General features: G+C 71.8%; 25 protein-coding genes. 6 read left to right on the top strand and 19 right to left on the bottom strand.

Going from position 1 to position 25,327, the window contains the following annotated elements:
- Positions 1-296 precede the first annotated feature (296 nt).
- Positions 297-635 carry a hypothetical protein gene (locus tag J3R08_RS31810; protein WP_223201242.1) on the top strand — a complete coding sequence of 113 codons (339 nt, stop codon included), beginning with the start codon at positions 297-299 and terminating at the stop codon, positions 633-635.
- Here J3R08_RS31810 and J3R08_RS03610 read toward each other — a convergent pair whose 3' ends face one another.
- From J3R08_RS03610 to J3R08_RS03595, 4 genes are read right to left on the bottom strand one after another with little or no spacing between them, the layout of a single operon-like run.
- Complete coding sequence (locus J3R08_RS03610; protein WP_043326756.1) at positions 636-1,712, bottom strand: adenosine deaminase; 1,077 nt, start codon at positions 1,710-1,712, stop codon at positions 636-638.
- A gap of 51 nt (positions 1,713-1,763) precedes the next feature.
- The gene (locus J3R08_RS03605; RefSeq protein WP_069087173.1) at positions 1,764-2,177 is read right to left on the bottom strand and encodes a PPOX class F420-dependent oxidoreductase; all 414 of its coding nucleotides are present in this window, start codon (positions 2,175-2,177) and stop codon (positions 1,764-1,766) included.
- Positions 2,174-2,743, bottom strand: coding sequence for an NADPH-dependent FMN reductase (locus tag J3R08_RS03600; RefSeq protein ID WP_043326759.1), 570 nt, complete (start codon positions 2,741-2,743; stop codon positions 2,174-2,176). Before J3R08_RS03600 ends, J3R08_RS03605 begins: the two co-directional genes overlap by 4 nt.
- Positions 2,731-3,357: a YitT family protein gene (locus J3R08_RS03595; RefSeq protein WP_209959978.1), complete on the bottom strand. Its 627-nt coding sequence runs from the start codon at positions 3,355-3,357 to the stop codon at positions 2,731-2,733. The genes J3R08_RS03600 and J3R08_RS03595 overlap by 13 nt, the downstream gene beginning before the upstream one ends.
- A gap of 57 nt (positions 3,358-3,414) precedes the next feature.
- On the opposite strand from J3R08_RS03595, the gene J3R08_RS03590 reads away from it, so the two are divergent.
- Together J3R08_RS03590 and J3R08_RS03585 are read left to right on the top strand one after the other, a co-directional pair.
- The gene (locus tag J3R08_RS03590; RefSeq protein ID WP_043326762.1) at positions 3,415-3,900 is read left to right on the top strand and encodes a MarR family winged helix-turn-helix transcriptional regulator; all 486 of its coding nucleotides are present in this window, start codon (positions 3,415-3,417) and stop codon (positions 3,898-3,900) included.
- A gap of 3 nt (positions 3,901-3,903) precedes the next feature.
- Positions 3,904-4,755 carry a putative RNA methyltransferase gene (locus tag J3R08_RS03585; protein WP_209959976.1) on the top strand — a complete coding sequence of 284 codons (852 nt, stop codon included), beginning with the start codon at positions 3,904-3,906 and terminating at the stop codon, positions 4,753-4,755.
- Between the two features lie 6 nt (positions 4,756-4,761).
- On the opposite strand, the gene J3R08_RS03580 is transcribed toward J3R08_RS03585, so the two are convergent.
- From J3R08_RS03580 to J3R08_RS03525, 12 genes are all read right to left on the bottom strand, one after another.
- Entirely contained in the window at positions 4,762-5,442 is a 681-nt protein-coding gene (locus J3R08_RS03580) for a DUF4272 domain-containing protein (protein ID WP_043326765.1), read from the bottom strand.
- An 88-nt stretch (positions 5,443-5,530) separates the two neighbouring features.
- A complete protein-coding gene (locus tag J3R08_RS03575; RefSeq protein WP_209959974.1) occupies positions 5,531-6,811 on the bottom strand; it encodes a thymidine phosphorylase in 1,281 nt (426 codons plus the stop codon).
- Between the two features lie 141 nt (positions 6,812-6,952).
- Positions 6,953-7,654, bottom strand: a complete 702-nt coding sequence (locus J3R08_RS03570; protein ID WP_043330652.1) for a cytidine deaminase — start codon at positions 7,652-7,654, stop codon at positions 6,953-6,955.
- A gap of 103 nt (positions 7,655-7,757) precedes the next feature.
- A complete protein-coding gene (locus J3R08_RS03565; protein ID WP_043326769.1) occupies positions 7,758-9,038 on the bottom strand; it encodes an ABC transporter permease in 1,281 nt (426 codons plus the stop codon).
- A gap of 2 nt (positions 9,039-9,040) precedes the next feature.
- Complete coding sequence (locus J3R08_RS03560) at positions 9,041-10,228, bottom strand: ABC transporter permease (RefSeq protein WP_369830096.1); 1,188 nt, start codon at positions 10,226-10,228, stop codon at positions 9,041-9,043.
- Between the two features lie 173 nt (positions 10,229-10,401).
- Positions 10,402-12,057: an ABC transporter ATP-binding protein gene (locus J3R08_RS03555; protein WP_043326773.1), complete on the bottom strand. Its 1,656-nt coding sequence runs from the start codon at positions 12,055-12,057 to the stop codon at positions 10,402-10,404.
- A gap of 122 nt (positions 12,058-12,179) precedes the next feature.
- On the bottom strand, positions 12,180-13,250 hold the full coding sequence (locus tag J3R08_RS03550) for a BMP family protein (RefSeq protein ID WP_043326775.1): 1,071 nt from the start codon (positions 13,248-13,250) through the stop codon (positions 12,180-12,182).
- Positions 13,251-13,527: 277 nt separating this feature from the next.
- Positions 13,528-13,869: a hypothetical protein gene (locus tag J3R08_RS03545; protein WP_043330653.1), complete on the bottom strand. Its 342-nt coding sequence runs from the start codon at positions 13,867-13,869 to the stop codon at positions 13,528-13,530.
- A gap of 161 nt (positions 13,870-14,030) precedes the next feature.
- Positions 14,031-15,842, bottom strand: coding sequence for a glycoside hydrolase family 13 protein (locus J3R08_RS03540; RefSeq protein ID WP_209959972.1), 1,812 nt, complete (start codon positions 15,840-15,842; stop codon positions 14,031-14,033).
- A 142-nt stretch (positions 15,843-15,984) separates the two neighbouring features.
- A complete protein-coding gene (locus tag J3R08_RS03535) occupies positions 15,985-16,884 on the bottom strand; it encodes a sugar ABC transporter permease (protein WP_043326779.1) in 900 nt (299 codons plus the stop codon).
- Positions 16,881-18,524: an ABC transporter permease subunit gene (locus tag J3R08_RS03530; RefSeq protein ID WP_209959970.1), complete on the bottom strand. Its 1,644-nt coding sequence runs from the start codon at positions 18,522-18,524 to the stop codon at positions 16,881-16,883. The genes J3R08_RS03535 and J3R08_RS03530 overlap by 4 nt, the downstream gene beginning before the upstream one ends.
- On the bottom strand, positions 18,524-19,777 hold the full coding sequence (locus J3R08_RS03525) for a maltose ABC transporter substrate-binding protein (protein WP_043326783.1): 1,254 nt from the start codon (positions 19,775-19,777) through the stop codon (positions 18,524-18,526). The genes J3R08_RS03530 and J3R08_RS03525 overlap by 1 nt, the downstream gene beginning before the upstream one ends.
- Before the next feature lie 199 nt (positions 19,778-19,976).
- Here J3R08_RS03525 and J3R08_RS03520 point away from each other — a divergent pair, with 199 nt between their 5' ends.
- From J3R08_RS03520 to J3R08_RS03510, 3 genes are all read left to right on the top strand, one after another.
- Positions 19,977-21,050, top strand: coding sequence for a LacI family DNA-binding transcriptional regulator (locus J3R08_RS03520; RefSeq protein ID WP_209959968.1), 1,074 nt, complete (start codon positions 19,977-19,979; stop codon positions 21,048-21,050).
- Between the two features lie 278 nt (positions 21,051-21,328).
- Positions 21,329-22,963 carry a glycoside hydrolase family 13 protein gene (locus J3R08_RS03515; RefSeq protein WP_043326786.1) on the top strand — a complete coding sequence of 545 codons (1,635 nt, stop codon included), beginning with the start codon at positions 21,329-21,331 and terminating at the stop codon, positions 22,961-22,963.
- Positions 22,964-23,125: 162 nt separating this feature from the next.
- Positions 23,126-23,488 carry a VOC family protein gene (locus J3R08_RS03510; RefSeq protein ID WP_043326789.1) on the top strand — a complete coding sequence of 121 codons (363 nt, stop codon included), beginning with the start codon at positions 23,126-23,128 and terminating at the stop codon, positions 23,486-23,488.
- A 6-nt stretch (positions 23,489-23,494) separates the two neighbouring features.
- On the opposite strand, the gene J3R08_RS03505 is transcribed toward J3R08_RS03510, so the two are convergent.
- The 3 genes from J3R08_RS03505 to J3R08_RS03495 form a co-directional block, all read right to left on the bottom strand.
- Positions 23,495-23,938: a hypothetical protein gene (locus J3R08_RS03505; protein WP_043326791.1), complete on the bottom strand. Its 444-nt coding sequence runs from the start codon at positions 23,936-23,938 to the stop codon at positions 23,495-23,497.
- Positions 23,939-24,011: 73 nt separating this feature from the next.
- Positions 24,012-24,386 (bottom strand): GntR family transcriptional regulator, encoded by a 375-nt coding sequence (locus tag J3R08_RS03500; protein ID WP_043326793.1) that lies wholly within the window; start codon positions 24,384-24,386, stop codon positions 24,012-24,014.
- Positions 24,383-25,324 carry a YhjD/YihY/BrkB family envelope integrity protein gene (locus J3R08_RS03495; RefSeq protein ID WP_043326794.1) on the bottom strand — a complete coding sequence of 314 codons (942 nt, stop codon included), beginning with the start codon at positions 25,322-25,324 and terminating at the stop codon, positions 24,383-24,385. Before J3R08_RS03495 ends, J3R08_RS03500 begins: the two co-directional genes overlap by 4 nt.
- Positions 25,325-25,327: the final 3 nt, after the last annotated feature.

Here is a 25,327-nt window from a genome sequence, read left to right as displayed (position 1 = left end):
TATCCGTCTGGCCGGAGTCACTGAAGGTAATGGAACACCCGCATCGCGTTGTCCTGCTCGCTGGCCCCTCCGGGTCAGGAAAGTCATACATAGCGCAGCGAACCGGACTTCCGGTGCTCTGCCTGGACGACTTCTACAAGGACGGCGACGACCCTACGTGTCCGCGTCGGAACGGACAGGTGGATTGGGAGTCCCCACTGTCCTGGGATGCGGACATGGCGGTGCAAACAATCACCCGACTGGCTCGGGAGGGCAAGGCCGAAGTGCCGGTTTATGCGATCGGCGCGGACCGCAGGGTGGCCACCCGGCCATTCGACATCGACGGATCGCCAATCTTTGTCGCCGAGGGGATCTTCGCCGCCGAGATCGTGGCCGAGTGCCGCCGGCAGGGCGTGCTCGCCGGCGCGTACGCGCTGCGCCGCCCACGCGGCGCGACGTTCCTGCGCCGCCTCGCCCGGGACCTCGCCGAGCAGCGCAAGGCGCCCCGGGTGCTGCTCCGGCGCGGGGTCGCGCTGCTGCGTGCCGAGCCGGCCGTGCTGCGCCGGCAGACCGGGCTCGGTGCCGAGGCGGCCCGGGCCGGTCAGGTGCTGCGCGGGGTGGCCGCGCTGCTCTCCGGCCACCCCCGCCAGTCGTGATCAGCCGATCAGCTCGGCGTACGCCGGCTTGATCACCTCGTCGATGATCCGCAGCCGCTCGTCGAACGGGATGAACGCGCTCTTCATCGCGTTGATGGTGAACCACTGGAGTTCCTTCCAGCCGTAGCCGAAGGCCTCCACCAGCAGCGCCATCTCCCGCGACATCGAGGTGCCGCTCATCAGCCGGTTGTCGGTGTTCACAGTCACCCGGAACCGCAGGTCGCGCAGCAGCCCGATCGGGTGGTCGGCGATCGAGGCCGCGGCACCGGTCTGCACGTTCGACGACGGGCACAGCTCCAGCGGGATGCGCTTGTCCCGCACGTACGCGGCCAGCCGGCCCAGCACCGGCGGGTTGCCGGGGGTGATGTCGTCGACGATGCGTACGCCGTGGCCGAGCCGGTCGGCGCCGCACCACTGGATCGCCTGCCAGATGGACGGCAGGCCGAACGCCTCACCGGCGTGGATGGTGAAGTGGAAGTTCTCCCGCTGGAGGTACTCGAACGCGTCCAGGTGCCGGGTGGGCGGGAAGCCCGCCTCGGCGCCGGCGATGTCGAAGCCGACCACCCCGGTGTCGCGGTGCCGCACGGCCAGCTCGGCGATTTCCTGCGACCGGGCGGCGTGCCGCATCGCGGTGAGCAGCGTGCCGATCCGGATCGGGGTGCCCGCCTCGGCGGCCAGCGCGCTGCCCTCCCGGAACCCGGTGACCACCGCGTCAACCACCTCGTCCAGCGTCAGGTTCTGCTCCAGGTGCTGTTCCGGGGCGAACCGCACCTCGGCGTAGACCACACCGTCGGCGGCCAGGTCCAGCGCGCACTCGCGGGCGACCCGGCGCAACGCGCCGGCGGTCTGCATGACCGCCACCGTGTGCGCGAACGTCTCCAGGTAGCGCTCCAGCGAGCCGGAGTTCGCCGCCTCGGTGAACCAGACGCCGAGCGCCGCCGGGTCGGTGGTGGGCAGTTCGTGGCCGACCTCGGCGGCCAGCTCGACGATCGTCGCGGGCCGCAGGCCGCCGTCGAGGTGATCGTGCAGCAGCGCCTTCGGGACCTTGACGATGTCCTCGTACGAGATTGCGACCATGCTCCGACCCTAGTCACCCCCGGTACGGGCGCGGCGGTGGACCGGGCCGGTTCAGGGCCGCCAGCCGTACACCCGCTCCACCGCCAGCCGCAGGACCACCCGCCCGTCGGCCACCATGGCGTCCCGGTACTCGGCCCAGTCCGGGTGCTCGCCGCGGATGCGCCGGTACACCTCGACCAGCTCGTCGACCGTCGCGTCGTCGATGGCGGCGGCCGGCGGGGTGAGCGTCACGGTGCCCTCGGCCACGGCGTACGCCCCGCCGTCGTCGGTGGTCACGTGGAAGCTGGCCCGGGGATCGCGGCGCAGGTTGCGCACCTTCGCCCGGCCGTCGGTGGTGGAGCAGCGGATCAGGCCGGGCTCGGCCAGGTAGTCGAGGTTGGACAGCTGGGGCCGGCCGTCGCGGCGCAGGGTGACGAGCACCCCGCGCCCGCGCTCGCCGAACAGCTCCCACAGCCGGGCGCTCATGCGGTCACCCGCAGCGGGGCGAGCGCGGCGGCCAGCCGGGCGAGCTGATCCAGCATCAGCGCGGCGGCCTCCTCGCGGCCGGGGTCGGGTCGCAGCTCGCCCGACTCGTCCAGCGCCTGCCGGAGGAAGACGACCACCTGGTCGTTGACCGGGGTCATGTTCAGCGTGGTCACCACCTGCTTGATCATCTGCACCGCGCGCAGGCCCCCGGAGGTCATGCCGTAGCTGACGAAGCCCACCGGCTTGTGCTGCCACTCGTGGTAGAGGTAGTCGATCGCGTTCTTCAGCGGCGCGCTGAAGCCGTAGTTGTACTCCGGCATCACCAGCACGAAGGCGTCCCCGGCGTCGATCTCGGCGCTCCAGGCGCGGGTGTGCTCGTGCACGTAGTTCCGCTCGGACGGGTGGTGCGGCTCGTCGTGGAAGGGCAGCCCGACCTCGGCCAGGTCGAGCAGGCGCACCTCGTCGAAGCCGGCGTGGCGGACGGCGGCGGCGGTGAACCAGTCACCGATGCGACGGCCGACCCGGCCGGGGCGGGTGCTGGCGACGACGACGTTCAGGCGGGGCATGGTGAGGTCACTCCTGTCGGGGCGGCGGCCGGGGCCGGCGCGGTGAGCCGGGGAACGAGCCAGGCGACGATCGGCCCGATGCCGATCGCGTAGAGCAGGGTGCCGGGGCCGACGACGCCGCCGAGCAGCCAGCCGACGGCCAGCACCGTCACCTCGATCGCGGTGCGGGCCGGGCCGAGCGGCAGGCCGCGGGCGGCCAGGCCGGTCATCAGCCCGTCCCGCGGGCCGGGGCCGAGGCGGGCGCCGAGGTAGAGCGCGGTGGCGAGGCCGTTGAGCAGGACGCCCGCGACCAGCAGACCGATCCGGCCGGCGAGCGGGGCGACCGGCGGCAGGAGCGCCAGCGTCGCGTCGAGGGCCAGGCCGACGAGCGCGACGTTCGCCACGGTGCCGACCCCCGGGCGCTGCCGCAGCGGGATCCACAGCAGCAGCACCAGCAGCGCCACGCCGTTGACCAGCACGCCCATCGGCAGGCCGGTGCGCTCGGCGAGCCCCTGGTGCAGCACGTCCCAGGACGCGAGCCCGAGGTCGGCGCGGACCATCAGCGCGACGCTGACGCCGAACAGGCCCAGGCCGGCGAACAGCCGCACCAGCCGCGACGGCAGTTTGGTTGACATGTCATCAAGCTAGACCGCAACTTGGTGACATGTCAACAACACCGGTAGGATCGGTCCGTGGACGAACCGCGTTGGCTGGACGAGCAGGAGGACCGCGCGTGGCGCGGCTACCGCCGCATGCGACGCCTGCTCGACCTGGAACTGGCCCGGGAACTGATGCAGGACGCCGGCCTCTCCGAGCCGGACTACGACGTCCTGAGCGACCTGTCCGAGACCCCGGAGCAGCGGCTGCGGCTCAGCGAGCTGGCCGACCGCATGCTCTGGTCCCGCAGCCGCCTGTCCCACCACATCTCCCGGATGCAGCAGCGTGGCCTGGTCACCCGGGAGGAGTGCGCCACCGACGGCCGCGGCTCGGTCGTCACGCTCACCCCGGCCGGGCGCCAGGCCGTCGAGGCCGCCGCGCCCGGGCACGTCGCCGCCGTACGCCGGCACCTGATCGACCTGCTCACCCCGGCGGAGCTGGCCGCGCTCGGCACGCTCAGCCACCGGGTGGTCGACCACCTCACCGGCCGCCCCACCGGCCGCCCGGAAGCGAAGGACTGAGGCGTGGACGACCGCATCCTCGCCCGGCTGCGCTGCCCGGTCTGCGCCGAACCGCTGACCGCCGCCACCGCCGGCACCACCCGCGCCCTGCGCTGCCCCCGCGGGCACAGCTTCGACACCGCCCGGCAGGGGTACGTCAACCTGCTCGCCGGCCGCTCCCCGCACACCGGGGACAGCGCCGAGATGGTCGCCGCCCGCGCCGACTTCCTCGCCGCCGGCCACTACGACGCCGTCGCCGCCGCGCTCGCGACCACAGCGGTACGCGTCGCGGGCGTCGACCCGTACCCCCTGGTGGTCGAGCCCGGCGCCGGGACCGGGCATTACCTCGCGGCGGTGCTGGCGGCGCTGCCGGAGGCCGCCGGCCTGGCCCTGGACGTCTCCAAGCCGGCGCTGCGCCGCGCGGCCCGCGCCCACCCGCGGGCCGCCGCCGCGCTCGCCGACACCTGGCAGCGCCTGCCGCTGGCCGACCGGTCGGTGGCCGTGCTGCTGAACGTGTTCGCGCCGCGCAACGGCCCGGAGTTCCACCGGGTGCTCGACCCCGGCGGCGCGTTGCTCGTCGTCACCCCGGCCGCCGACCACCTGGCCGAACTGGTCGAGGCGCTGGACCTGCTGCGGGTGGACCCGGCCAAAGCCGACCGGGTCGCGGGCAGCCTCGGCGCCCACTTCGCCGAGGAGTCCGCGACCGGGCACCGGGCCCGCCTCGCGCTGACCCGCGCCGAGGTCACCACGCTCGTCGGGATGGGACCGAGCGCCTGGCACGCCGAACCGGAACGGCTCGCCGCGCGCATCGCCGCGCTGCCCGAGCCGGTCCCGGTCACGCTCTCGGTCCGGCTCGGCGTGCACCGCCCGCGCTGACCCGGCTCAGGTGGAGAGGTCGACCTCTTCCCAGCCCGGCGGCTCGTCGTGGTACGGCCCGCGCAGCACCACCGCCCACTCCAGCGCCCACCGGCGCTGACCGATCGCGTTGGCGTCCACCAGGCCCGGCAGCGCGCCGCCGGCCTTCTCCGTCTCCAGGTACGCCCAGTCCAGGCAGTAGTGCAGGTCGAGCAGCGCCGCGGCGTCCCCGGGGTGCTGCGGCGCGGCCAGGATCCGGGCCTGCCACTGGGCGAACGTCTCCCCCGCCACCAGGTTCGGCATCCGCTCGACCAGCCGCTCGTCCACCGGCACCGTCGGGTCCAGCTCCTTCGCCAGCCCGAGCACCCAGGCCAGCGAGAACAGCGCGTCGTGGTGCAGCACGAACGACCTGTGGTCACCCCGGCCGCCCATCACGAACTGCCACTCCGGCGGCGTCACCGAATCGACCAGGTGCGACTCCAGCAGCCAGCTCATCGCCGCCTGCGCGGGCATGCCGAAGCAGCGGGCCAGGATCACGTGCAGCACCGCGATCCGGGCCTCGACCTCCGGCGTCGGACGCAGCTCGATCTCGTCGCCCGGCTCCCAGACCAGCGGGAACTGCGGCGGGGGCAGCGGCAGGCCCAGCCGGGACAGCTCGTCCAGGCTCGCCTCCCGGACGGCCCGGGGGTCGGGGGCGGATACGCGCACGGTCAGTCCCTGTCTGTTCGGGTCCTCGCCGGTCGGTCCCCCCTGGCCTGGGAGGATAGCGACTCCGACCGGCCCGGCACCATGGCCCTCAGCCGATCCGCTCGATGACGAGCGGCGTCGCCTCCGGCGCGTCCGGCGCGATCCGCACCGCCTCGCGCGCCTCGGCCAGCGCGGCCGGGATCCGCTCGGCGTGCTCGGCGCGCAGCTCGAACAACGGGTCGCCGACACGCACCCGGTCACCCCGTCGCTTGTGCAGCACCACGCCGGACGGGATGCTCACCGGGTCCTCCTTGCGGGCCCGGCCCGCGCCCAGCCGCCAGGCGGCCACCCCGATCGCGTACGCGTCCAGCTCCGCGACCCAGCCGTCCTCGGCCGCGGTGACCACCTCGACCTCGTTCGCGGTGGGCATCGGCGCGTCCGGGTCGCCGCCCTGCGCCCGGATCATCGTCCGCCAGGCGTCCATCGCCCGGCCGTCGCGCAGCGCCGCCTCCGGGTCGGCGTCGGGCAGCCCGGCCGCGTGGAGCATCTCCCGGGCCAGCGCCAGCGTCAGCTCCACCACGTCGGCCGGGCCGCCACCGGCCAGCACCTCCACCGACTCGGTCACCTCGACCGCGTTGCCGACGGCCAGGCCGAGCGGCGTGGACATGTCGGTGAGCAGGGCGACGGTCCGTACGCCGTGCGCGCCGCCCAGCTCGACCATGGTGCGGGCCAGCTCGCGGGCGTCGTCGGCGTTCTTCATGAACGCGCCGGGGCCGACCTTCACGTCGAGCACCAGCGCGCCCGTGCCCTCGGCGATCTTCTTGCTCATGATCGAGCTGGCGATCAGCGGGATCGCCTCGACGGTGCCGGTGACGTCGCGCAGCGCGTACAGCTTGCGGTCGGCCGGGGCGAGCCCGTCGCCGGCCGCGCAGATCACCGCGCCCACGTCGCGGAGCTGCGCGATGAACTCGTCGTTCGTGAGCGCCGCCCGCCAGCCCGGGATCGACTCCAGCTTGTCCAGCGTGCCGCCGGTGTGGCCCAGGCCCCGGCCGGACAGTTGCGGGACGGCCGCGCCGCAGGCGGCGACCAGCGGGGTCAGCGGCAGGGTGATCTTGTCACCGACACCGCCGGTGGAGTGCTTGTCCACTGTCGGGCGGGCCACCGGCGACAGGTCGAGCCGCTCGCCGCTGGCGATCATGGCGGCGGTCCACCGGGCGATCTCCGGCGCGGTCATGCCGCGCAGCAGGATCGCCATGGCCAGCGCGGACATCTGCTCGTCGGCGACCAGACCCTTCGTGTACGCGTCGACCACCCAGTCGATCTGCCCCTCGCTCAGCACACCCCCGTCCCGCTTGGCCCGAATGACGTCAACCGCCGTAAAAGCACTCACTTACAAGATCCAATCAGTAATCGCGCTTGGCCGCACCCACCAGCGAACGGTGACCGTCGAGGAATCGGGCCGAGGGTGACCGGCGGAGGGATCAAGCCTGACCGCCCGGAGCCGGGCACCCTCGGCCCGATTCCCCCCAGCTCAACCCCAACGAACCGGAATCTCCGAGGGAGGCTCACCCTCACCGGCCCAGAAGACAGTGCCCGAAGCATCCACCACCACCACGCGCGGCGTACGCGCCAACCCCCACTCGATCGCGCTCGCCGGGTCGTCCCAGGTCGAGCCCTCCTCCAGCACGCCGGTCTCGGCGTCCTCGGCGCCGCCGGAGGACCGCTCCCAGTACGCCGTCCAGACCTGCTGCCCGGCCGAGAGGTCGGGGTGCACGAACACGGTGCCCCGGCCCCGCCAGGCGGCCAGCCGGTCCGGCACCACCGGCACCGGGTGCTCGCCGGTCACCGCCTCGATGTCGGCCACGTCGAAGGCGTGCGGCAGCAGCTCGGCCATCCGCAGCGGCCCGCCCTTCGACTCGACCAGGCACTCCGGCCCGCCCTGCTCCCACAGCAACTGCCGGCACCTGCCGCACGGCATCAGCGGCTCGCCGGTGGCGTCGACGCAGGACAGCGCCACGATCCGGCCCCCGCCGGTCGCGTGCAGCTGCGACACCACGCCGCACTCGGCGCAGAGCGTCACGCCGTATCCGGCGTTCTCCACGTTGCAGCCGACCACGACGCGGCCGTCGTCGACGAGCGCGGCGGCGCCCACCGGGAACTTCGAGTACGGCACGTAGGCATGCCGCATGACCTCGGTGGCGGCGGCCCGCAGCCGCTCCCAGTCGATCTCCATCACGACCCCCATTCTGCCCAATTTGCGCCGATCGGTCGCGGCGCGGCCGGAGACGACGATGCCCGGCGGGTCGCCCCGCCGGGCACGGTGTCGCGGCGGGCGGTCAGCCCTTGATGTACGGCTTGCCGTCGGCGGCCGGCGCCCGGACCTTGCCGACCAGCCCGGCCACGGCCAGGATCGTCGCCAGGTACGGCAGCATCGCCAGGAACTGGCTCGGGATGCTGCTGCCGATCGCGCCCAGGTAGGTGGCGAGCTGGTCGGCGAAGCCGAAGAAGAGCGCCGCGAGCAGCGCGCCGGTCGGGCTCCACCGGCCGAAGATCAGCGCGGCCAGGGCGATGAAGCCCTTACCGCCGATCATGTTCTTGGTGAACGAGTAGAGCGCCAGCGTGTACGAGGCGCCGCCGACACCTGCCACCAGACCGGCCAGGATCACGTTGCGGTAGCGCAGCCGCAGCACCTTCACGCCCAGCGTGTCGGCGGCGGTCGGGTGCTCGCCGACCGAGCGGGTCCGCAGGCCCCACCGGGTACGGAACAGCGCCAGGTGGATGACCAGCACCAGCAGCAGGCCGAGGTAGAGGAAGATGTTGCCCCGGAACAGCGCCGGACCGATCAGCGGGATGTCGGACAGCAGCGGGATCTCCCAGTTGCCGAACCGGGGCGCGCTGTTGTACTTCGCCGCGTCGGTCTGCATCAGCCGCTCGTAGAGGAAGCCGGTGATGCCGACCGCGAGCAGGTTGAGCACGATGCCCATGACCACCTGGTCGACCAGGTAGCGGATGGAGAACACGGCCAGCAGGAACGAGATGAACGCGCCACCGATGGCGGCGGCCACCAGGCCGACCCAGACGCTGCCGGACATGCTGCCGAACAGCGCGCCGGAGAACGCGCCCATCAGGAGCTGGCCCTCGATCGCCACGTTCACCACGCCGGAGCGCTCGCAGAGCACACCGGCGAGCGCGCCGAAGATCAGCGGCAGGGCCAGGATGAACGTGCCGCGCACGACGTTCACCAGCGGCATGAAGTTGCGGCCCTCGGGCGCGGCGGAGACCTGCCAGCACAGGAAGCTCAGCACGAAGGCGACCAGCCCGGCGCCGAGCAGCAGCGCGAACCAGCGCTTCGGCACACCGGCCAGCAGCGCGCCTCCGGCCGCGGCGGTGATCAGCCCGAACAGGATCGCGCCGACCGTACCGTTGATCTCCAGGGCGGCGCCGCCCTCGGTCTCGCTGAGCGTGAACCGGGCGTGCTGGTCGGTCGCGAGCGCGCCGAACAGCACCGCCGCGAGCACGCCGAGCGCCAGCAGGACCACGCCGATCTTCCGGTTACGGGTCCAGAAACCCTCGTCGACCGCGGTAACGGCGACCTCGGGGACAGCGGTGGTGGACATGCTCACCAGCCCTTCGCGAGGCTCGTCTGCAACCGGGCGGCGCGGGCCGCCCGGAGCTGGAAGATCGTCTTCACCAGGGCAGGCGCGGCGATGAAGATGACGATGAGCGCCTGGAGCACGGTGACCAGTTCCAGCGAGATGCCGGAGTACGACTGCATCCGGTTGCCACCGGCCTGGAGCGCGCCGAACAGCAGCGCGGCCAGCAGCACGCCCCACGGCTTCACGCGCCCGAGCAGCGCGACCAGGATGCCGTCGAAGCCGATCTGCGCGATCACCAGCGGGGTCAGCGCGGTAGCGGTGGTGCCGAGCACCATGGTCGAGCCGCCGAGACCGGCCAGCATGCCCGCGAGCACCATCACCAGCACGTACGTCTTGGTCACGCTGATGCCGGCGGTGCGGGCCGCGTCCGGGTTCGCGCCCACCGCCCGCAGCTCGAAGCCGAGCGTGGAGCGGTTGAGCAGCCAGGCGATGAACCAGGTGGCCGCCACCGCGAGCAGGATGCCGGCGTGCACCCGCAGGTCGTCGCCGAGCAGGCGGGGCAGCTGCGCGGTGGAGTCGACCGGCTTGCTGATCGCGTCCGACCGGTTCGGGTTCTGCACCCCGTTCTGGACGATGATCCAGGACAGGAAGTAGACCGCCACGTAGTTGAGCATGATCGTGTTGATCACCTCGTGCGCGCCGGCCCGGGCCTTGAGGATGCCGGGGATGAAGCCCCAGAGCGCGCCGCCGAGCGCGCCCGCGATCAGCGCCACCAGCAGGTGCACGACGGGCGGCAGCGGCAGCGCGAAGCCGGCCACGGCGGCCAGGATGACGGCGATCGTCGCCTGGCCCTGGGCGCCGATGTTGAACAGGCCGCCGCGGAAGGCCAGCGCCACCGACAGGCCGGTGAAGACGAGCGGCGCGGCGTAGGTGAGCGTCTCCGAGATCGGGCTCATGACGGCGGTGAAGCCGACCGCGTCCGGGTCGAAGATCGCGCCCTTGAACAGGTTCGCGTACGCCTCGCTGACCACAGTCCAGCTGGCGTTCAGCGCGTCCGTGGGGCGAGCCGTGATGTAGCTGTAGGTGGCCAGCACCTCCGGGTCGGACACGATGATCAGCACCGCGCCGACCACCATGGCCAGCAGCACCGCGAGCACCGTCACGGTGACCGTGTTGGCCGCCCAGAGGTTGTCCAGGAACATCCGGCCCATGCCGGGACGGGACTCCCCGGCCGGGTCCGGCCTCTTCGCGGTCGCAGTCGCGGGCACCGTCTGCTCGGTGTCACCGGCCGGCTGCGTCGGCGTCGCCCGGGCCTCGCTCAGCGACTCCTGCGCCTCGGTCGCCGGTTCCTTGTCCGGCGAGCCCGAGACGGGGTTCGGGTTGGTCATGCCTCGTCCTCGTTGCCAGGGCCGCCCTCGGTCGCGGTGGCGGCGTCCGGGGTGGCGGCGTCCGGGGTGATGCCGGCCATCAGCAGGCCGATCTCCTCGCGCGGGGTGTCCGGGCCGACGATGCCGATGATCCGGCCGCGGTACATGACCGCGATCCGGTCGGCCAGGCCGATCACCTCGTCCAGTTCGCTGGAGACCACCATCACCGCGGTGCCGATGTCCCGCTCGCGGATGACCCGGCTGTGGATGAACTCGATCGAGCCGACGTCCACGCCCCGGGTGGGCTGGGCCGCGATGAAGAGCTTCAGCGGCCGGGACAGCTCCCGGGCCACGATCACCTTCTGCTGGTTGCCGCCGGAGAGCGTGCCGACCGCGGCGTCGGCCGAGGAGGTACGGACGTCGAACTGCTCGATCCGCTCCCGGGCCGACTTCGCGATGGCCTCGGGCTTCAGCGACAGGCCCTTGCCGAAGGGCGGCCGGTCGTAGATGTCCAGCACCAGGTTCTCCGCCACGGAGAACTCCTTGACCAGGCCGTCCACGCTGCGGTCCTCCGGCACGTAGCCGACGCCGGCGTGGAGCACCTTCTTGGTCGACCAGCCGTGCGTCGGCTCGCCGTCCAGGCTGATCGTGCCGGCGAGCACCGGGCGCAGGCCCATGATCGCCTCGATCAGCTCGGTCTGGCCGTTGCCCTGCACGCCCGCGACACCGAGCACCTCACCGGCGTGCACGGTCAGGTCGACGCCGTCGACCGCGCGTACCTGCCGGTCGTCGTCCACGACCAGGCCGGAGACCTCCAGGACCGGCTTGCCGGGGGTGGCCGGCTTCTTGTCCACGGTCAGCCGGACGCTGCGGCCCACCATCAGCGCGGCCAGTTCGTCCCGGCTGGCGCTCGGCTCGGCGGTGCCGACCGTCTTCCCGCGCCGGATCACGGTGATCCGGTCGGCGATGGCCTTCACCTCGCCCAGCTTGTGGGTGATGAACACGATCGACTTGCCGGCGGCCTTGAGCGACCGCATGACCGCGAGCAGCTCCTCGGTCTCCTGCGGGGTGAGCACGGCGGTCGGCTCGTCGAGGATCAGCAGGTCGACGTCGCGGGTGAGGGCCTTGACGATCTCCACCCGCTGCTGGATGCCGACCGGCAGGTCCTCGATCACCGCGTCCGGGTCGACCCGCAGGTTGTACCGCTCGGACACCTCGGCGACCTCGCGGCGGGCCCGTCGCCGGTCGAGGATGCCGGCGAACGGCCCCCGGACCTGCTCGGCGCCGAGCATCACGTTCTCCGCCACGGTGAAGACCGGCACCAGCATGAAGTGCTGGTGCACCATGCCGATCCCGGCGGCGATCGCGTCCGACGGGCCCTTCAGCTTCAGCGGCTTGCCGTCGACCAGGATCTCGCCCTCGTCCGGCTGGTAGAGGCCGTAGAGCACGTTCATCAGGGTCGACTTGCCGGCGCCGTTCTCGCCGAGCAGGGCGTGGATCTCTCCAGGCTCCACCGTCAGGTCGATGTGGTCGTTGGCGACCAGATCACCGAACCGTTTGGTGATGCCGCGCAGTTCGAGTCTCAGCGCAACCTCCTGGAGTGCGAGCGATGGTGCAGCGTAGCGACCTGCCGCGCCGCCACCACGCCGGGTGGGGATGTCGGGGGGAGTCAAGCTGATCGGCCGCCCCGGCGCTCGGGGTACCTTCCCCGTTGCGCCGGGACGGCCGGATCGTCAAACCTGGTGGCCGCCGGCCCCCGCTGCCGATGATCGCACCGCGGCGGCCGGCGGGACCGTCACTTGGTCGGCTGGGCCTTCGAGGTGACGGTGATGGTGCCGGCGGCGATGTCCGCCTTGATCTTGTCGACCTCGGCCTTCAGGTCCGCCGGGACCTTGCTGTCGAAGTCGTGGTACGGGGCGATCGAGACGCCGTTGTTGGCGAGCGTGCCCACGAAGCCCGGCGTGGCCTGGAGCTTCTCGCCACTGGCGGCCTTCAGCGCGGCCTCCTTGACGGCGTCCGGGATGTTCTTGACGACGGTGGTCAGGATCGCCGAGCAGTCCGGGGTGCTCTCGCAGCCGTCGATGTCCACCCAGACGACCGAGTACTTGCCGCCCGAGGCCTTGGCCGCGGAGGTGGTGCCGAGACCGGCGCCACCGGCGACCGGCATCACGATGTCGGCACCCTGCGCGACGAGCGCGTCGGAGACCTTCTTGCCCTCGTCCTGCTTCTCGAACGAGTTGGCGAAGGAGCCCTTCTGGGTGGCCTTGTCCCAGCCCAGCACCTGGACGTTCTTGCTCTTGGCCTTGTTGAAGTACGCCACGCCGTCGGCGAAGCCGTCCATGAAGATGGTGACCGGCGGGATCGGCAGGCCGCCGTAGGTGCCGACCTTGCCGGACTTGCTCATCCCGGCGGCCAGGTAGCCGGCCTGGAACCCGGCCTGCGCGGTGTCGAACTGCATCGGGTAGACGTTCGACACACCCGGGTTGGCGTCGACGATCGCGAACTGCTGGTTCGGGTTCTTCTCAGCCGCCGCCTTGGTGGCGTCCGACATCAGGCCACCGACGGCCAGGATGAAGTCGCACTTCTGGTTGACGAACCCGGTCAGGTTGACCTCGTAGTCCGCCTCGGCCTTCGACTGGACGTACTTGATGTCGATCTTGTCGTTCTCCTTCTTCGCCTCCTGCAGGCCCTTCCAGGCCGAGGCGTTGAAGGACTTGTCGTCGACGCCGCCGACGTCGGTCACCATGCAGGCGCTGAACTTCTTGCCGCCGTCGCCGCCGGCGTTGTTGTCGTCGTCCGGAGCCTCACCACACGCGGCAGCGCCCAGCACGAGTCCACCCGCCGCAATGACGGAGGCAATCCGCATCCCACGCACAGAGCGCAAGACGTCTCCTTCCCCTTGCACACCGCGTTGTGCGCGGTGCGCAGCCCTTGCGCCGGCCTGCGATGTGCGGCCGGCGTCCCACGTTACGGACGGGAGCGTACGCCCGCGCCCACCCACCGGCCGACAATCGTGCACGACTGTTGAGCGTCCGTTACCCCGGTGTAACCCTTGGGTGGGGCAGGTCACTTATCCGGCCGGTGGGCGTGCGCGATGGTGTCGCGAACGTCCGTTTCCCGCAGCTTCCCCGACTGGCGGCGAACTAACGCCAGAACACCGCGACGGCAGCGTTGACCAGCGTCAACCCGACGATCGCGAGGAAGTGGCCGCGGTTGACGGTCTCCCGCTTACGGGAGAAGAAGACCATGACGAAGATGAGCAGCGCGAGCACCAACTTGGTAACAAGTTTCGCCGGGGCCGGCTCGTCCCCGTCCCGCAGCGGGGCGGACAGCCCGATGCCGGTGAGGATCTGGATGATCGCGCCCCAGAGCATGGCCGCGTTGATGCGCAGCTTGCCGGAGACGTACTGGGCGATCGCGCCGCCGAGCAGCAGCGCGAAACCGATCAGATGGACGTAGAGAAGAATCAGTCGAAGAGCTTCCACGCGGCCCATCCTCCCCCATCAACGACGCTTTGTAGTAATGACCCGGCCGACCTGCCGTCATACCGTGACCCCTCCCCCGCGATCTTGCAGTTACCGCCCCGGCATACGGTGCGAAAGCCGCACGGCACGGGCCGAAACCGCAAGATCGCGAGGGCCCGGGGTCAGCGGAGGCGCCAGACCTGGAACGTGGGGCCCTCGGCGGGGAGGGTCACCTTGTTGTCGGCGTCGGGGTGGAGAGCTGGGGCGTTGCCGTAGACGTTCTCTGCGGCGCCCACTCCGGCCAGGCGGACCGGGGTGCCGGGGGCACGTCTCGCCAGCACCAGCACCGTCGACGTGGGCGCCTCGCGCAGGAAGACCAGCGTGTCCGCGTCCGCGTGCACCCAGCGCAGGCCGCCGTGCCGCAGCGCCGGCTCGTCGCGGCGCAGCGTCAGCAACGACCGGTACGCCTCGAACGTGCGCCGGTCCCAGCTCTGGCGCCGGTGCCACGGCATCGGCGTACGCGAGCCCTCCCCGTTGGTGCCGGTCAGGCCCAGCTCGTCCCCGGCGAAGACCACGGGCGTGCCGGGCATGGTGGCGAGCAGTCCGGCCGCCACCTCCTGCCGGGCCGCGTCGCCGACCACGGTGCGGATCCGGGCCGAGTCGTGCGAGCCGAGCAGCTGCCACGAGTGCGTGTACGAGCGCCACGACACCAGCGACCGGTACGTGTTCATGGTGGCGAGCACCGCGCCCGCGTCGCGCCGCCGTACCCCGCCCGGGGTGCCGAGGAAGTTCGGCACCGGGTCGTCGCCGTGCCGCAGCCAGGACCAGACCGGGTCGGTGAAGCCGACGTAGTTCATCGTCCCGTGCCAGCCGTCGCGGTCCAGGTCACCGGTGTGGTCGTGGCCGTGCTCGGCGAGCAGCAGCCCGTCCGGCCGGGTTTCGGCCACCACCTCGCGCAGCAGCCGCGCCACCTCGTGGGTGTACGCGTCAGCGCCCCGCCGCCCGGTCATGTTCGCCACGTCGACCCGCCAGCCGTCCAGCCCGTACGGCGGGCGCAGCCAGCGGCGCAGCAGCGAGTCCTCGGCGGTGGCGAACCGGCGGCGCAGTTCGGCGCTGCCCCAGTTCAGCTTCGGCAGCGACTTCACCCCGTTCCACGACTCGTAGTCCGAGCCGGGCAGGTCGAAGTAGTACAGCTCGCGTTCCGGCGCGTTGACGTCGGAGACGGCGGCGGTGAACCAGTCGTGGGCGTCGCCGGTGTGGTTGCTGGTGATGTCGCCGAGCAGCCGCCAGCCCCGGGCGTGCACCGCGTCGGCGAGCCGGGCCAGCGCCGCGTCGCCGCCGAGCAGCGGGTCGACGGTGTCGAAGCTCGACGCGTCGTACCTGTGGTTGGAGCGCGCCGGGAACACCGGCGTCAGGTAGACGGTGTTGACGCCGAGCCGGTCCAGGTGGTCCAGGTGTTCGGTGACGCCGTCGAGGTCGCCGCCGTAGAACTGGCGGGGCGTCTCCGGGCCGCGGCCGACGACCGGGGTGTCCCAGTCACACGGGATGGCCCAGTCCGGCACGGTCCGGCCGTCGGCGGCGGCCGAGCGGGCGAACCGGTCCGGGAAGATCTGGTAGATCACCGCGTCCCGGGCCCAGGCCGGCGGCGGGGCGTAGCTGACCAGCTTGAAGTCGCCGTTGTCCGGCACGTCGTGCCCGGCCAGGCCGGCGGCGTTGAGCCAGCGGGCGCCGCGTTCACCGTCGAGCAGGAAGCGGTAGTTGCTGACCGGGTTGCGGACCTCGACGTCGGCCCGCCACCACACGTCGCCGCCGTCGGTGCGGTCGACCCGCGCCTCGGCGAAGCGCGGCTCGCCGTCGCCGGTGGTGCGCACGTGCACCTGGGAGACGCCGGATCCGGCCGGCACCCGGACGAAGACGGGGACGGTCTGCCCGAGCGCGGGCTCCTGCTCCGGGACGTAGGTGGCGGAGCCGTCGTGGTGCGGCTGAAGGGACATGGTGCTGCCTTTCGCGTCGTACCGACAGGGAGAGGGGCGGGCACCCGCCGCGATCGGTTTCACCCGACCGCGGCGGTCCGCCCGAGAACCGCTCCGGTGTACGCCGACACGACGCCCTTGCCGCAGCGTGAGCCGAGGAGGCTCAGCCCTTTACCGCTCCGGAGGTGAGTCCGGAGACGATGTAGCGCTGGAGCAGTTGGAACACCAGCACCGTCGGGATCGCGGTGAGCAGGGTGCCCGCCGCGAACATCCCGAAGTTGTTGTTGCGCTCGCCGGCCACCAGGCCGTACATGCCGACCGCGAGCGTCTTCGCCTCGGGTTCGGTGAGGAACACGTTGGCGATGATGAACTCGTTGATCGATCCGATGAAGGCGAGCAGGCCGGTCACCGCGAGGATCGGCGCCACCAGCGGCAGCATGATCCGGAAGAAGACCTGCACGTGCGACGCGCCGTCCATGGTCGCCGACTCGTCCAGCTCCTTCGGCAGCGTGTCGAAGAAGCCCTTCATCAGCCAGGTGTTCGCGCCGAGCGCGCCACCCATGTAGAGCAGGAACAGGCCCCACGGGGTGTTGAACCCGATCGCCGGGTAGAGGTCGGTGAGCGTGGTGAAGATCAGGAAGATCGCCACGATCGCCAGGAACTGCGGGAACATCTGGATCAGCAGCAGCGCGAGCAGGCCGACCCGGCGCCCGGCGAAGCGCATCCGGGAGAACGCGTACGCCGCGAGCGACGACAGGAAGATCGACGCGAAGCTGGCCACGCCCGCCAGCAGCAGCGAGTTGAGGAACCAGTGGCCGAACGCGGTCCGGTCGAACAGGTTCGTGAAGTTCTCCAGCGACGCGCCGGTCGGCAGCAGCTCGGTGGAGGAGAGCGTGCCGAGCGGGTTGAGCGCCGCCGAGATCACGAACAGGATCGGGAAGAGGCTGAACGCCACCGCCAGCACGCCCACCACGTGCCGCCAGCCGACCTGCGCGAACCAGCGTCCACGCGAGCGGCGGGCCGGCGTGCGGGTGGCCGTGGGCTTCCGCGCGATTGTGGTCACGAGTACACCTCCTCCTGCTTACGGGTCCGCCGGAAGCTGATCGCCGACACCGTCGCCACGATCGCGAAGATGAAGATCGAGACGGTGGCGGCCAGGCCGAACTCGGCGCCCTGTGCGCCGAACGCGAGCCGGTACGTGTAGGTGATCAGCAGGTCGGTGGCGCCGTTCGTCGGGTTGTCCGGCGCGAACGGGCCGCCCTCGGTGGTGAACAGGATCGCGTTGACGTTGTTGAAGTTGTACGCGAACGACGCGATCAGCAGCGGCGAGAGCGCCACCAGCAGCAGCGGCAGGGTGACCGACCGGAACGACTGCCAGGGCGACGCGCCGTCGACCGAGGTCGCCTCGGTCAGCTCCCGCGGAATGGCCTGCAACGCGCCGGTGGCGACCAGGAACATGTACGGGTAGCCGAGCCAGAGCTGCACCAGCAGCACCGCGATCCGGGCCGACCAGTTGCCGCCGAACCAGTCGACGTCCAGCCCGAACAGGTTGTTGAGCAGGCCGAAGTCGGTGTTGAACATGTCCCGCCAGATCAGCAGCATCGCGAACGACGGCATGGCGTACGGCAGGATCAGCAGCACCCGGTAGAAGTTGGTACCCCGCATCCGGGGTGAGTGCAGCGCGAGCGCGATGGCCATGCCGAGCAGGAACGTCAGGCCGGTGGAGCCGATCGCGAACGCGAAGTTCCAGGCCAGCGTGCCGAAGAACGGGCCGGAGATGTTCGGGTCGGTGAGGACGGTGCTGAAGTTCTTCAGCCCGACGTCGACCTTCCAGCCCTGGGCGAGACGCTCGCCGTCGGCGGCGACGAAGGAGCCGGACTCCTCGTCTGCGGTCCACGTCATGCCCGTCTCGCTGTCCTTGACGCAGTCGCAGCCGGCGTCGTACGCCCGGATCGCCTTGCCCTCGTAGGCCCGGGTGAGGCCGTTGGAGCGGATGGCGCCCTCGTCGGTGGGCACGATGAGCGCGGTGACGGCGTCGCTGCGGCTGCTGGCCTGCCCGATGTTCAGCAGGGTGTAGCCGTCCGCGGCGGTGATCTTGCCGCTGAGGCTGCTCACCTCGACGTCGGCGGCGTCCAGCTTGCGCAGCCCGTCCGCGTCGCCGGCGAAGACGTCCTTGGTCTTCGGGTCGCTGAGCAGGAAGACCAGGGGGCCGCTCGCCGGGTCGCCCTTCGTGGCGATGGTGAGGTTGTACTCGGTCGAGCCGGGGACCTGCTTCACCGAGGAGGTCTGCACGGCGACGATCGCGTCGTCCTTGCTGCCGCGGTGGCCGTCGCCGAAGTTCGTGAACGCGGTGCTCGCGGTGTAGAGCACCGGGAAGACCTGGAAGGCGATCAGGAAGAGCGTGCCGGGGACCAGGTACTTGGCCGGAATGTGCCGGCGGCTCAGGTAGAGGTAGAACAGGCCGGCGGTGGTGGCCACCAGGATGCCCAGCCCGATCCAGTGTTCGGCCTCGATGAGCGGGAAGGCCGCCCAGATCGCGATCCCGGCCACCAGGCCGAGCAGGACCACCTTGACGACGAGGCCGGTCGCGGTGATCGGCGCGTGTTGCCGCGCGGTACGGGACGTGCGCGGGAGCCCGGGGCGTGCGGGCTCCCGGCCCGGGGCCTGCGGTGCAGACCCCGGGCCGGACAGCGGCGCGCTCATTACTTGATCTGACCCTGGATGGTCTTGCCGGCGGCCGTGATCGTCTTGGCCGGGTCGGCGCCGCCGATGATGGCGGCCTCCGCCTTGCCGAACGGGTCCCAGATCGCGGCCATGGCCGGGATCGCCGGGAGCACCTGGCCGTTCTTGCCGGCCTCGGAGAACTTGGCCAGGTCCGGGTCCTCGCCCTTGACCTGGTCGAAGGCGGCGGTCAGCGCCGGCGGGCGCGGCTCGGCCTTGTACAGCGCGACGGCCAGCTCGGGCTTGGTCACGTAGTTGGTGACGAACTCCTGGGCCAGGGCCTTGTTCTTGCCCTTGGCGGCCACGTAGAACGCCTGGACGCCGACGAACGGCTGGGCCTCCTGGCCACCGGCGAAGCCGGGGACCGGGGAGATGTCGTAGGAGATGTTGGCCTTCTTGGCGTCGGCCACTGCCCACGGGCCGGAGACCAGGAACGCGCACTTCTTGCCGGTGAAGGTGGCGATGGAGTTCTCGCCGGTGATGGAGCGCTTCAGCGCACCCTCGCCCTTCTCACCCAGCTTGGCGATCTTCTGGAAGGCAGCGATCGACTCCGGCTTGCCCACGCCCAGGTCCTTCGGGTCGTAGTCGCCGTTCGCCGTGGTGCCGAACAGGTAGCCGCCGCCGGAGGTGTAGAGCGGGTAGATGTGGTAGGCGTCGCCGTTCTGGCCGGACTGCAGGCACAGGATCTCGCTGGCCTTCTTCTCGGCCTTGAGCTTCTTGCCGGTGGCGACCAGGTCCTCGATCGTCTTCGGCGCCTCGGGGGCCAGCTCGGTGTTGCGGATCAGCGCGACGTTCTCGGTGGCGTAGGGCACGCCGTAGAGCTGGCCGTTGAACGTGACGGCCTTGATCGCGGTCTCGTTGAAGCCGCTCTTCTGCTCGGCCGGGAGCTGCACCGGGTCGATGGCGCCGTTCTGGACCAGGTTGCCGATCCAGTCGTGCGCGCCGACCACGACGTCCGGGCCGCTGCCCTGCTGCGAGGCGGTGACGAAGTTGGTCTGCAGGTCCTTGGAGACGGCCTGGACCTCGACGGTCACGCCGTTCTCCTTGCCGAACTCCTCGGCGAACGGCTTGAGGGCGGCCGTGCGCTTGTCGTCGGCCCAGATGACCAGCTTGCCGCCGGTCGCCTTGGCGGACTCGCCGGCGGCCGGCTTGTCGTCGCTGCCGCTGTCACCACAGCCGGAGGCGGCGAGCGCCAGGCCGAGGACGGCGACCACACCCGCGGTACGGATGCGCATCGGTACTCCTGTCGTCATGGCGGCCCGCCGGGGGAAGGGCGGCCCGCCAGTGGAAACCTCTGAAATTTCTTGCTGACCGGCACAGGGGTGCTGCGCCGCTGCTCTCGCATGTTGCGGGGACGCTAGCAAGAGGTTGCAGAGAATGGAAGGGCTTGCAGAAGTGTACGCAAGACTTTGCCGTTGGGCTAAAGTGCCGCACATGCGCGCTCGACTGTCCGACATCGCCCAACAGGCCGAAGTCAGCGAGGCCACGGTGTCGCGGGTGCTCAACGACCGCCCCGGCGTGGCCCCCGAGACCCGGCAGGCCGTCCTCACCGCCCTCGATGTGCTCGGGTACGAACGTCCGGCCCGGTTGCGCAAGCGCAGCGCCGGACTGGTCGGCCTGGTCGTGCCGGAGCTGGACAATCCGATCTTCCCGGCGTTCGCCCAGATCATCGAGTCCGCGCTCGCCCCCACCGGCTACACACCGGTGCTCTGCACGCAGACCCCGGGCGGCGTCCGCGAGGACGAGTACGTGGAGATGCTGCTGGACCGGCAGGTCTCCGGCATCGTCTTCGTCTCCGGCCTGCACGCCGACACCGCCGCGGACCACGACCGCTACCGCACGCTGCTGGCCCGGCCGCTGCCGATCGTCATGATCAACGGGTACGCGCCGGGCATCCCCGCGCCGTTCGTCTCCTGCGACGACCGGGAGTCCGCCGAACTGGCGGTCGCCCACCTGGTCGCGCTCGGGCACCGCCGGATCGGCCTGATCACCGGCCCGGACCGGTTCGTGCCGGTGCAGCGCAAGGTCGCCGGCTACAAGGCCGCGATGGGGCGCCTCACCGACATCACCTCCGACGAGCTGACGGAGCTGACCGAGCTGTCGCTGTTCGGCGTCGAGGGCGGCGAGGCCGCCGCCGGCCGGCTCATCGAACGCGGCGTGACCGGACTGGTCTGCGGCTCGGACCTGATGGCGCTCGGCGCGATCCGGGCCGCCCGCCAGCGCGGCCTGTCGGTGCCCGACGACGTCTCCGTGGTCGGGTACGACGACTCCCCGCTGATGGCGTTCACCGACCCGCCACTGACCACAGTGCGCCAGCCGGTGGCCGCCATGGCGGTGGCGGCGGTGCGGGCCCTGGTCGACGAGATCAACGGCCACCCCTCCCCGAACTCCGAGTACCTGTTCCGGCCCGAGCTGGTGGTACGCGGCTCGACCGCGGTGACCCGCCCCGCCGACCCCCCGAAGCGCCAGCGCCCCGCCAGCCCGTCCTCCCTCCCCATCCCCGCCTGACGCCCCGCACTCCCCTCCCCCCTCCCGCCCGCCCGGCTCAGGGCGCGGCGATCATGAAGTTGGCGGGGACAAAGCGGGCAGAGACTGCCGTCAACCTCATGATCGACCGGATCGGCGGCAGTGGGGGTGGGTGGGCGTCCCGGGATTCGGGAGACGGGGGCAGGGTCGGCGCGGGTGATGGCTGTCATTTCTTGCGCAAGGAATGCTTGACTCTTGCAGGCCTGTGGCGGCATTCTGCTCTGACACCCTGCGCCACCACAGAACGGGAATCGACAGCGATGACCTCCGCCACCACCCCCACGCCACGGACCGCCGACGACGACTGGTGGCGGTCCGCGGTCGTCTACCAGGTGTACGTCCGCAGCTTCGCCGACGCGAACGCCGACGGGGTCGGTGACCTCCAGGGCATCCGGCAGCGCCTTCCCTACCTGCGCGACCTCGGCGTGGACGCGCTCTGGCTGACGCCGTTCTACACCTCGCCGCAGGTCGACGCCGGCTACGACGTGGCCGACTACCGCGACGTCGACCCGCTGTTCGGCAACCTGACCGACTTCGACGAGATGATCACCGACGCGCACGCGCTCGGCTTGCGGATCATCGTCGACATGGTGCCCAACCACACCTCCAGCGCGCACCCGTGGTTCGCCGCCGCGCTCGCCGCCGGCCCCGGTTCGCCGGAGCGTGAGCGCTACCTGTTCGCCGACGGCAAGGGCGAGCAGGGCGAGCTGCCCCCGAACGACTGGGAGAGCATCTTCGGCGGCCCGGCCTGGACGCGCGTGGTCGACGGCCAGTGGTACCTGCACCTGTTCGACCCGGCCCAGCCCGACCTGAACTGGCGTCACCCCGAGGTACGGGCCGAGTTCGAGGACGTCCTGCGCTTCTGGCTGGACCGGGGCGTGGACGGCTTCCGGATCGACGTGGCCCACGGAATGATCAAGGCCGAGGGCCTGCCGGACGTCGGTTTCAACTCGATGACCACCGGCCGGCGCCAGTCCGAGCTGCTGGGCAAGGGCCGGCTGCCGTACTTCGACCAGGACGAGGTGCACGACATCTACCGCGCCTGGCGGCCGATCCTGGACAGCTACCCGGGCGGCCGGATGGCGGTCGCCGAGGCGTGGGCCGAGACCCCGCAGCGGCTGGCCCGTTACATCGGCCCGGACGAGCTGCACCAGGCGTTCAGCTTCGACTTCCTCGACGCCACCTGGTCGGCCGACTCGTTCCGCAAGGTGATCGACACGGCGCTGGCCGAGTCCACGATCGTGGGCGCGCCGACCACCTGGGTGCTGTCCAACCACGACCGGCAACGGCACGTCACCCGGTACGGCGACGGCGAGGTCGGCCTGCGCCGCGCCCGCGCCGCCGCGCTGCTGATGTTCGCGCTGCCCGGCTGCGCGTACGTCTACCAGGGCGAGGAACTGGGCCTGCCGGAGGTGCTGGACCTCCCCGACGAGCTGCGCCAGGACCCGGCGTTCCGGCGTACCGGGGAGAGCCGCGACGGCTGCCGGGTGCCGATCCCGTGGGGCGGCGACCTGCCCCCGTACGGCTTCGGGCCCGACGGCAGCGAGCTGAGCTGGCTGCCGGCGCCGGCGACCTGGCGGGAGCTGTCGGTGGCCGCCCAGGCCGGTGCGCCCGGCTCGACGCTGGAGCTGTACCGGACCGCGCTGCGGATCCGGCACGAGCACCCAGCGCTCGCCGGGGTCGGCGGCATCACCTGGCTGGAGACCGAGCCCGGCGTACTCGCGTTCCGCCGCGCCGCCGGGGACGCCGAGCTGACCTGTGTGGTCAACATCAGCGGCGCCGACGTGACGGTGAGCGGCCACGGCCGCCCGCTCGTCGCGAGCGCCGACCTCACCGAGCGGGGCGACGGGCACGTCCTGCCGGTGGACGCGGCTGCGTGGTTCGAACGGCGCTGAGCCGGGTAACCCGCCAACGACCTGGCCGTCCGTTGTGCTCCGCGCCGACGGGCGGCTGGGCTGCCGACCCCTTGTGGTGGGGGGTGAGGTGGTCCCGGCCCCTCGGGAGTCCGCTCCCGGGGGGCCGGTGTCCATCCCGGCAGCCCGGGGTACCACCAGGGGATGACCGCACGCGTGGCGCAGTACACCCTCGATGTCAGCGACCTGGACCGGATGGCCCGGTTCTGGTCCGCCGCCCTCGGCTACACCGTCTCGCAGGGCGACGACGGCAACGCGAAGCTCTACCCGCCGCCCGGCCGGCCCGGCCCGACCGTCTGGTTGCAGGGCAGCGGCACCCCGAAGCGCGGCAAGAACCGGCTCCACCTGGACCTGGTCGCCGACGAGGGGCAGACGGCGGAGGTCGAGCGACTGATCGGGCTCGGCGCCCGGCGCGCCGACGTCGGGCAGACCGGCGCGGAGGGCTTCGTGGTGCTCGTCGACCCGGAGGACAACGAGTTCTGCGTGCTCGACGGGCCGCCGCGCTGAGCGTCCTCAGCCGCCCTTGGCGGTGAGCAGCGCGGCGATCCGGGCGAACCCGGCCCGGATCTCCTCCCGGTCGGGCGCCTTCGCCGGCTCGGGCTCCGGCTCGCGCTCGGCGGCCCGTTCCAGCTCCTCGTCGATGACGTCCTCGAAGTCGCCGTACAGGTCAGCCTGGTCGATCTCGGCCGCCTCGTCCTCGGCGGCGATCTGCGCGGCGGCGATCTCACCCCGGATCTCCTCCGGCGTGAGCGCGGGCAGCAGCGGCTCCACCACCGCCATCAACTGCTCCTCGGCCACCACCGCCTCGGCCAGCGCCAGCGCGTGCGCCCGCTCGTACGGGCCGCAGACCACCGGCTCCCACTCGTCGTCCGCGCCGAGCGGGCCGAACGTGATGATCCACGGCAGGCCGAGCATCGGCGAGTCGTCCGGCAGGTCGAGTGTCACGAGTGCGCCCACCGGCCCATCATCGTCGGACGGGATCCGCCCGGGGAACGCATCGGCTCGACTCTCCCCGCTCAGGGGACCACGCTCAGCCACGCGTGCCGGCGTCCAGCGCCGCGCGGACCAGGGCGACCGCCCGCTCCGGCGGGACGCCCAGGCGGCGCGCCTCGGCGGCGTACCCGGCGGCGGCCTGCTGCAACCGGTCGACGGCGTCGTCCCGCCCCGGCGCGACCACCGTGCCGTGCCGGCCGCGCGTCTGGACCAGCCCGGCGGCCTCCAGCTCCCGGTAGGCCCGCGCCACCGTGTTCACCGCCAGCCCCAGGTCCGCCGCGAGCTGCCGGACCGCGGGCAGCCGGGTCCCCACCGGCAGCCGCCCGTCGCCGATCCGCGCCGCGAACTGCGCGCGCACCTGCTCGTACGGCGGCACCGCCGACGCCGCGTCGATCCGGATCCGCGCGCTCATCCCGCCCCTCCCGGCGTTCCCGGTTCGGTTTCCTCGTCGAGCACGTCCGCCTCCACGTCCACCTCCCGGGCGCCGCCTTCGGCCAGGTCCACCACCCGGCCGTACGGGCTGGTGGCGGCGAGCGCCGCGCCGAAGAGCACCAACTGGTTGAGCAGGTAGAGGTAGAGCAGCAGGCCCACGGCGGTGGCGACCACCGTGTACGCCGGGTTCCGCTCGGTGCGTACCACGTAGTAGCGCCCCACCGTGTTGAGCAGGGTGATGCCGATCGCGACGGCGAGCACCGCCGGTCGCAGCCGGCGCCGGCTCATCCGCAGCCGGGGCACTGCGAGCAGCAGCGCGGCGGCCAGCACGGCGTTGACGAGCACGCTCAGCACCGCGCTGACCGTGGTCAGGCCCACCGAGCCGGTGCTGCGCAGCAGGAAACGCAGCAGCGACTCCAGCGCGTCCACGGCGGCGACCGAGACGAACAGCAGCACGAAGACCGCGACCAGCACGCCCAGGTCGACCAGCCGCCGCATCACCAGGTTGCCGGGCTGCTGGTTGAAGCCGTACATCAGCCGCTGCGAGGAGCGGATCGCCTCCACCCAGCCGATGCCGGTGAACACCAGGATGACCAGGCCGACCACGCCGACGGTGTTGCTGCTCTCGGCGATCTGCGCCGGGTCGAGAAAGGGCAGGTTCTCTTCGAGGAAGTGGGCGGCCGCGCGGCTGACCTCCTCGTTGTCGCGCAGCACCGCGCCGAACACCCAGTACGCGACGAGCGCGAGCGCGAACACGGCGAAGAAGCCGTAGTACGCGATGGCGGCGGCGAGCCGCCCGGCGAGCAGGTCGGCGTAGAGCGTCCCGGCCCGCCACACGTGGTCGAAGACCGACGACCGGCCCCGGGCCGCGTCGATGCGGCGCCCGACCGCCGCCTCGATCCGGCCGAAGACGTTCACCCC

Origin of the sequence: Micromonospora sp. HB375 (assembly GCF_017872985.1) — a bacterium.
In the GTDB taxonomy this organism is placed as follows: Bacteria; Actinomycetota; Actinomycetes; order Mycobacteriales; family Micromonosporaceae; genus Micromonospora; species Micromonospora chalcea.
Note: the sequence above shows the minus strand (reverse complement) of the source record. Positions and strands in the feature narration are given on the sequence as shown.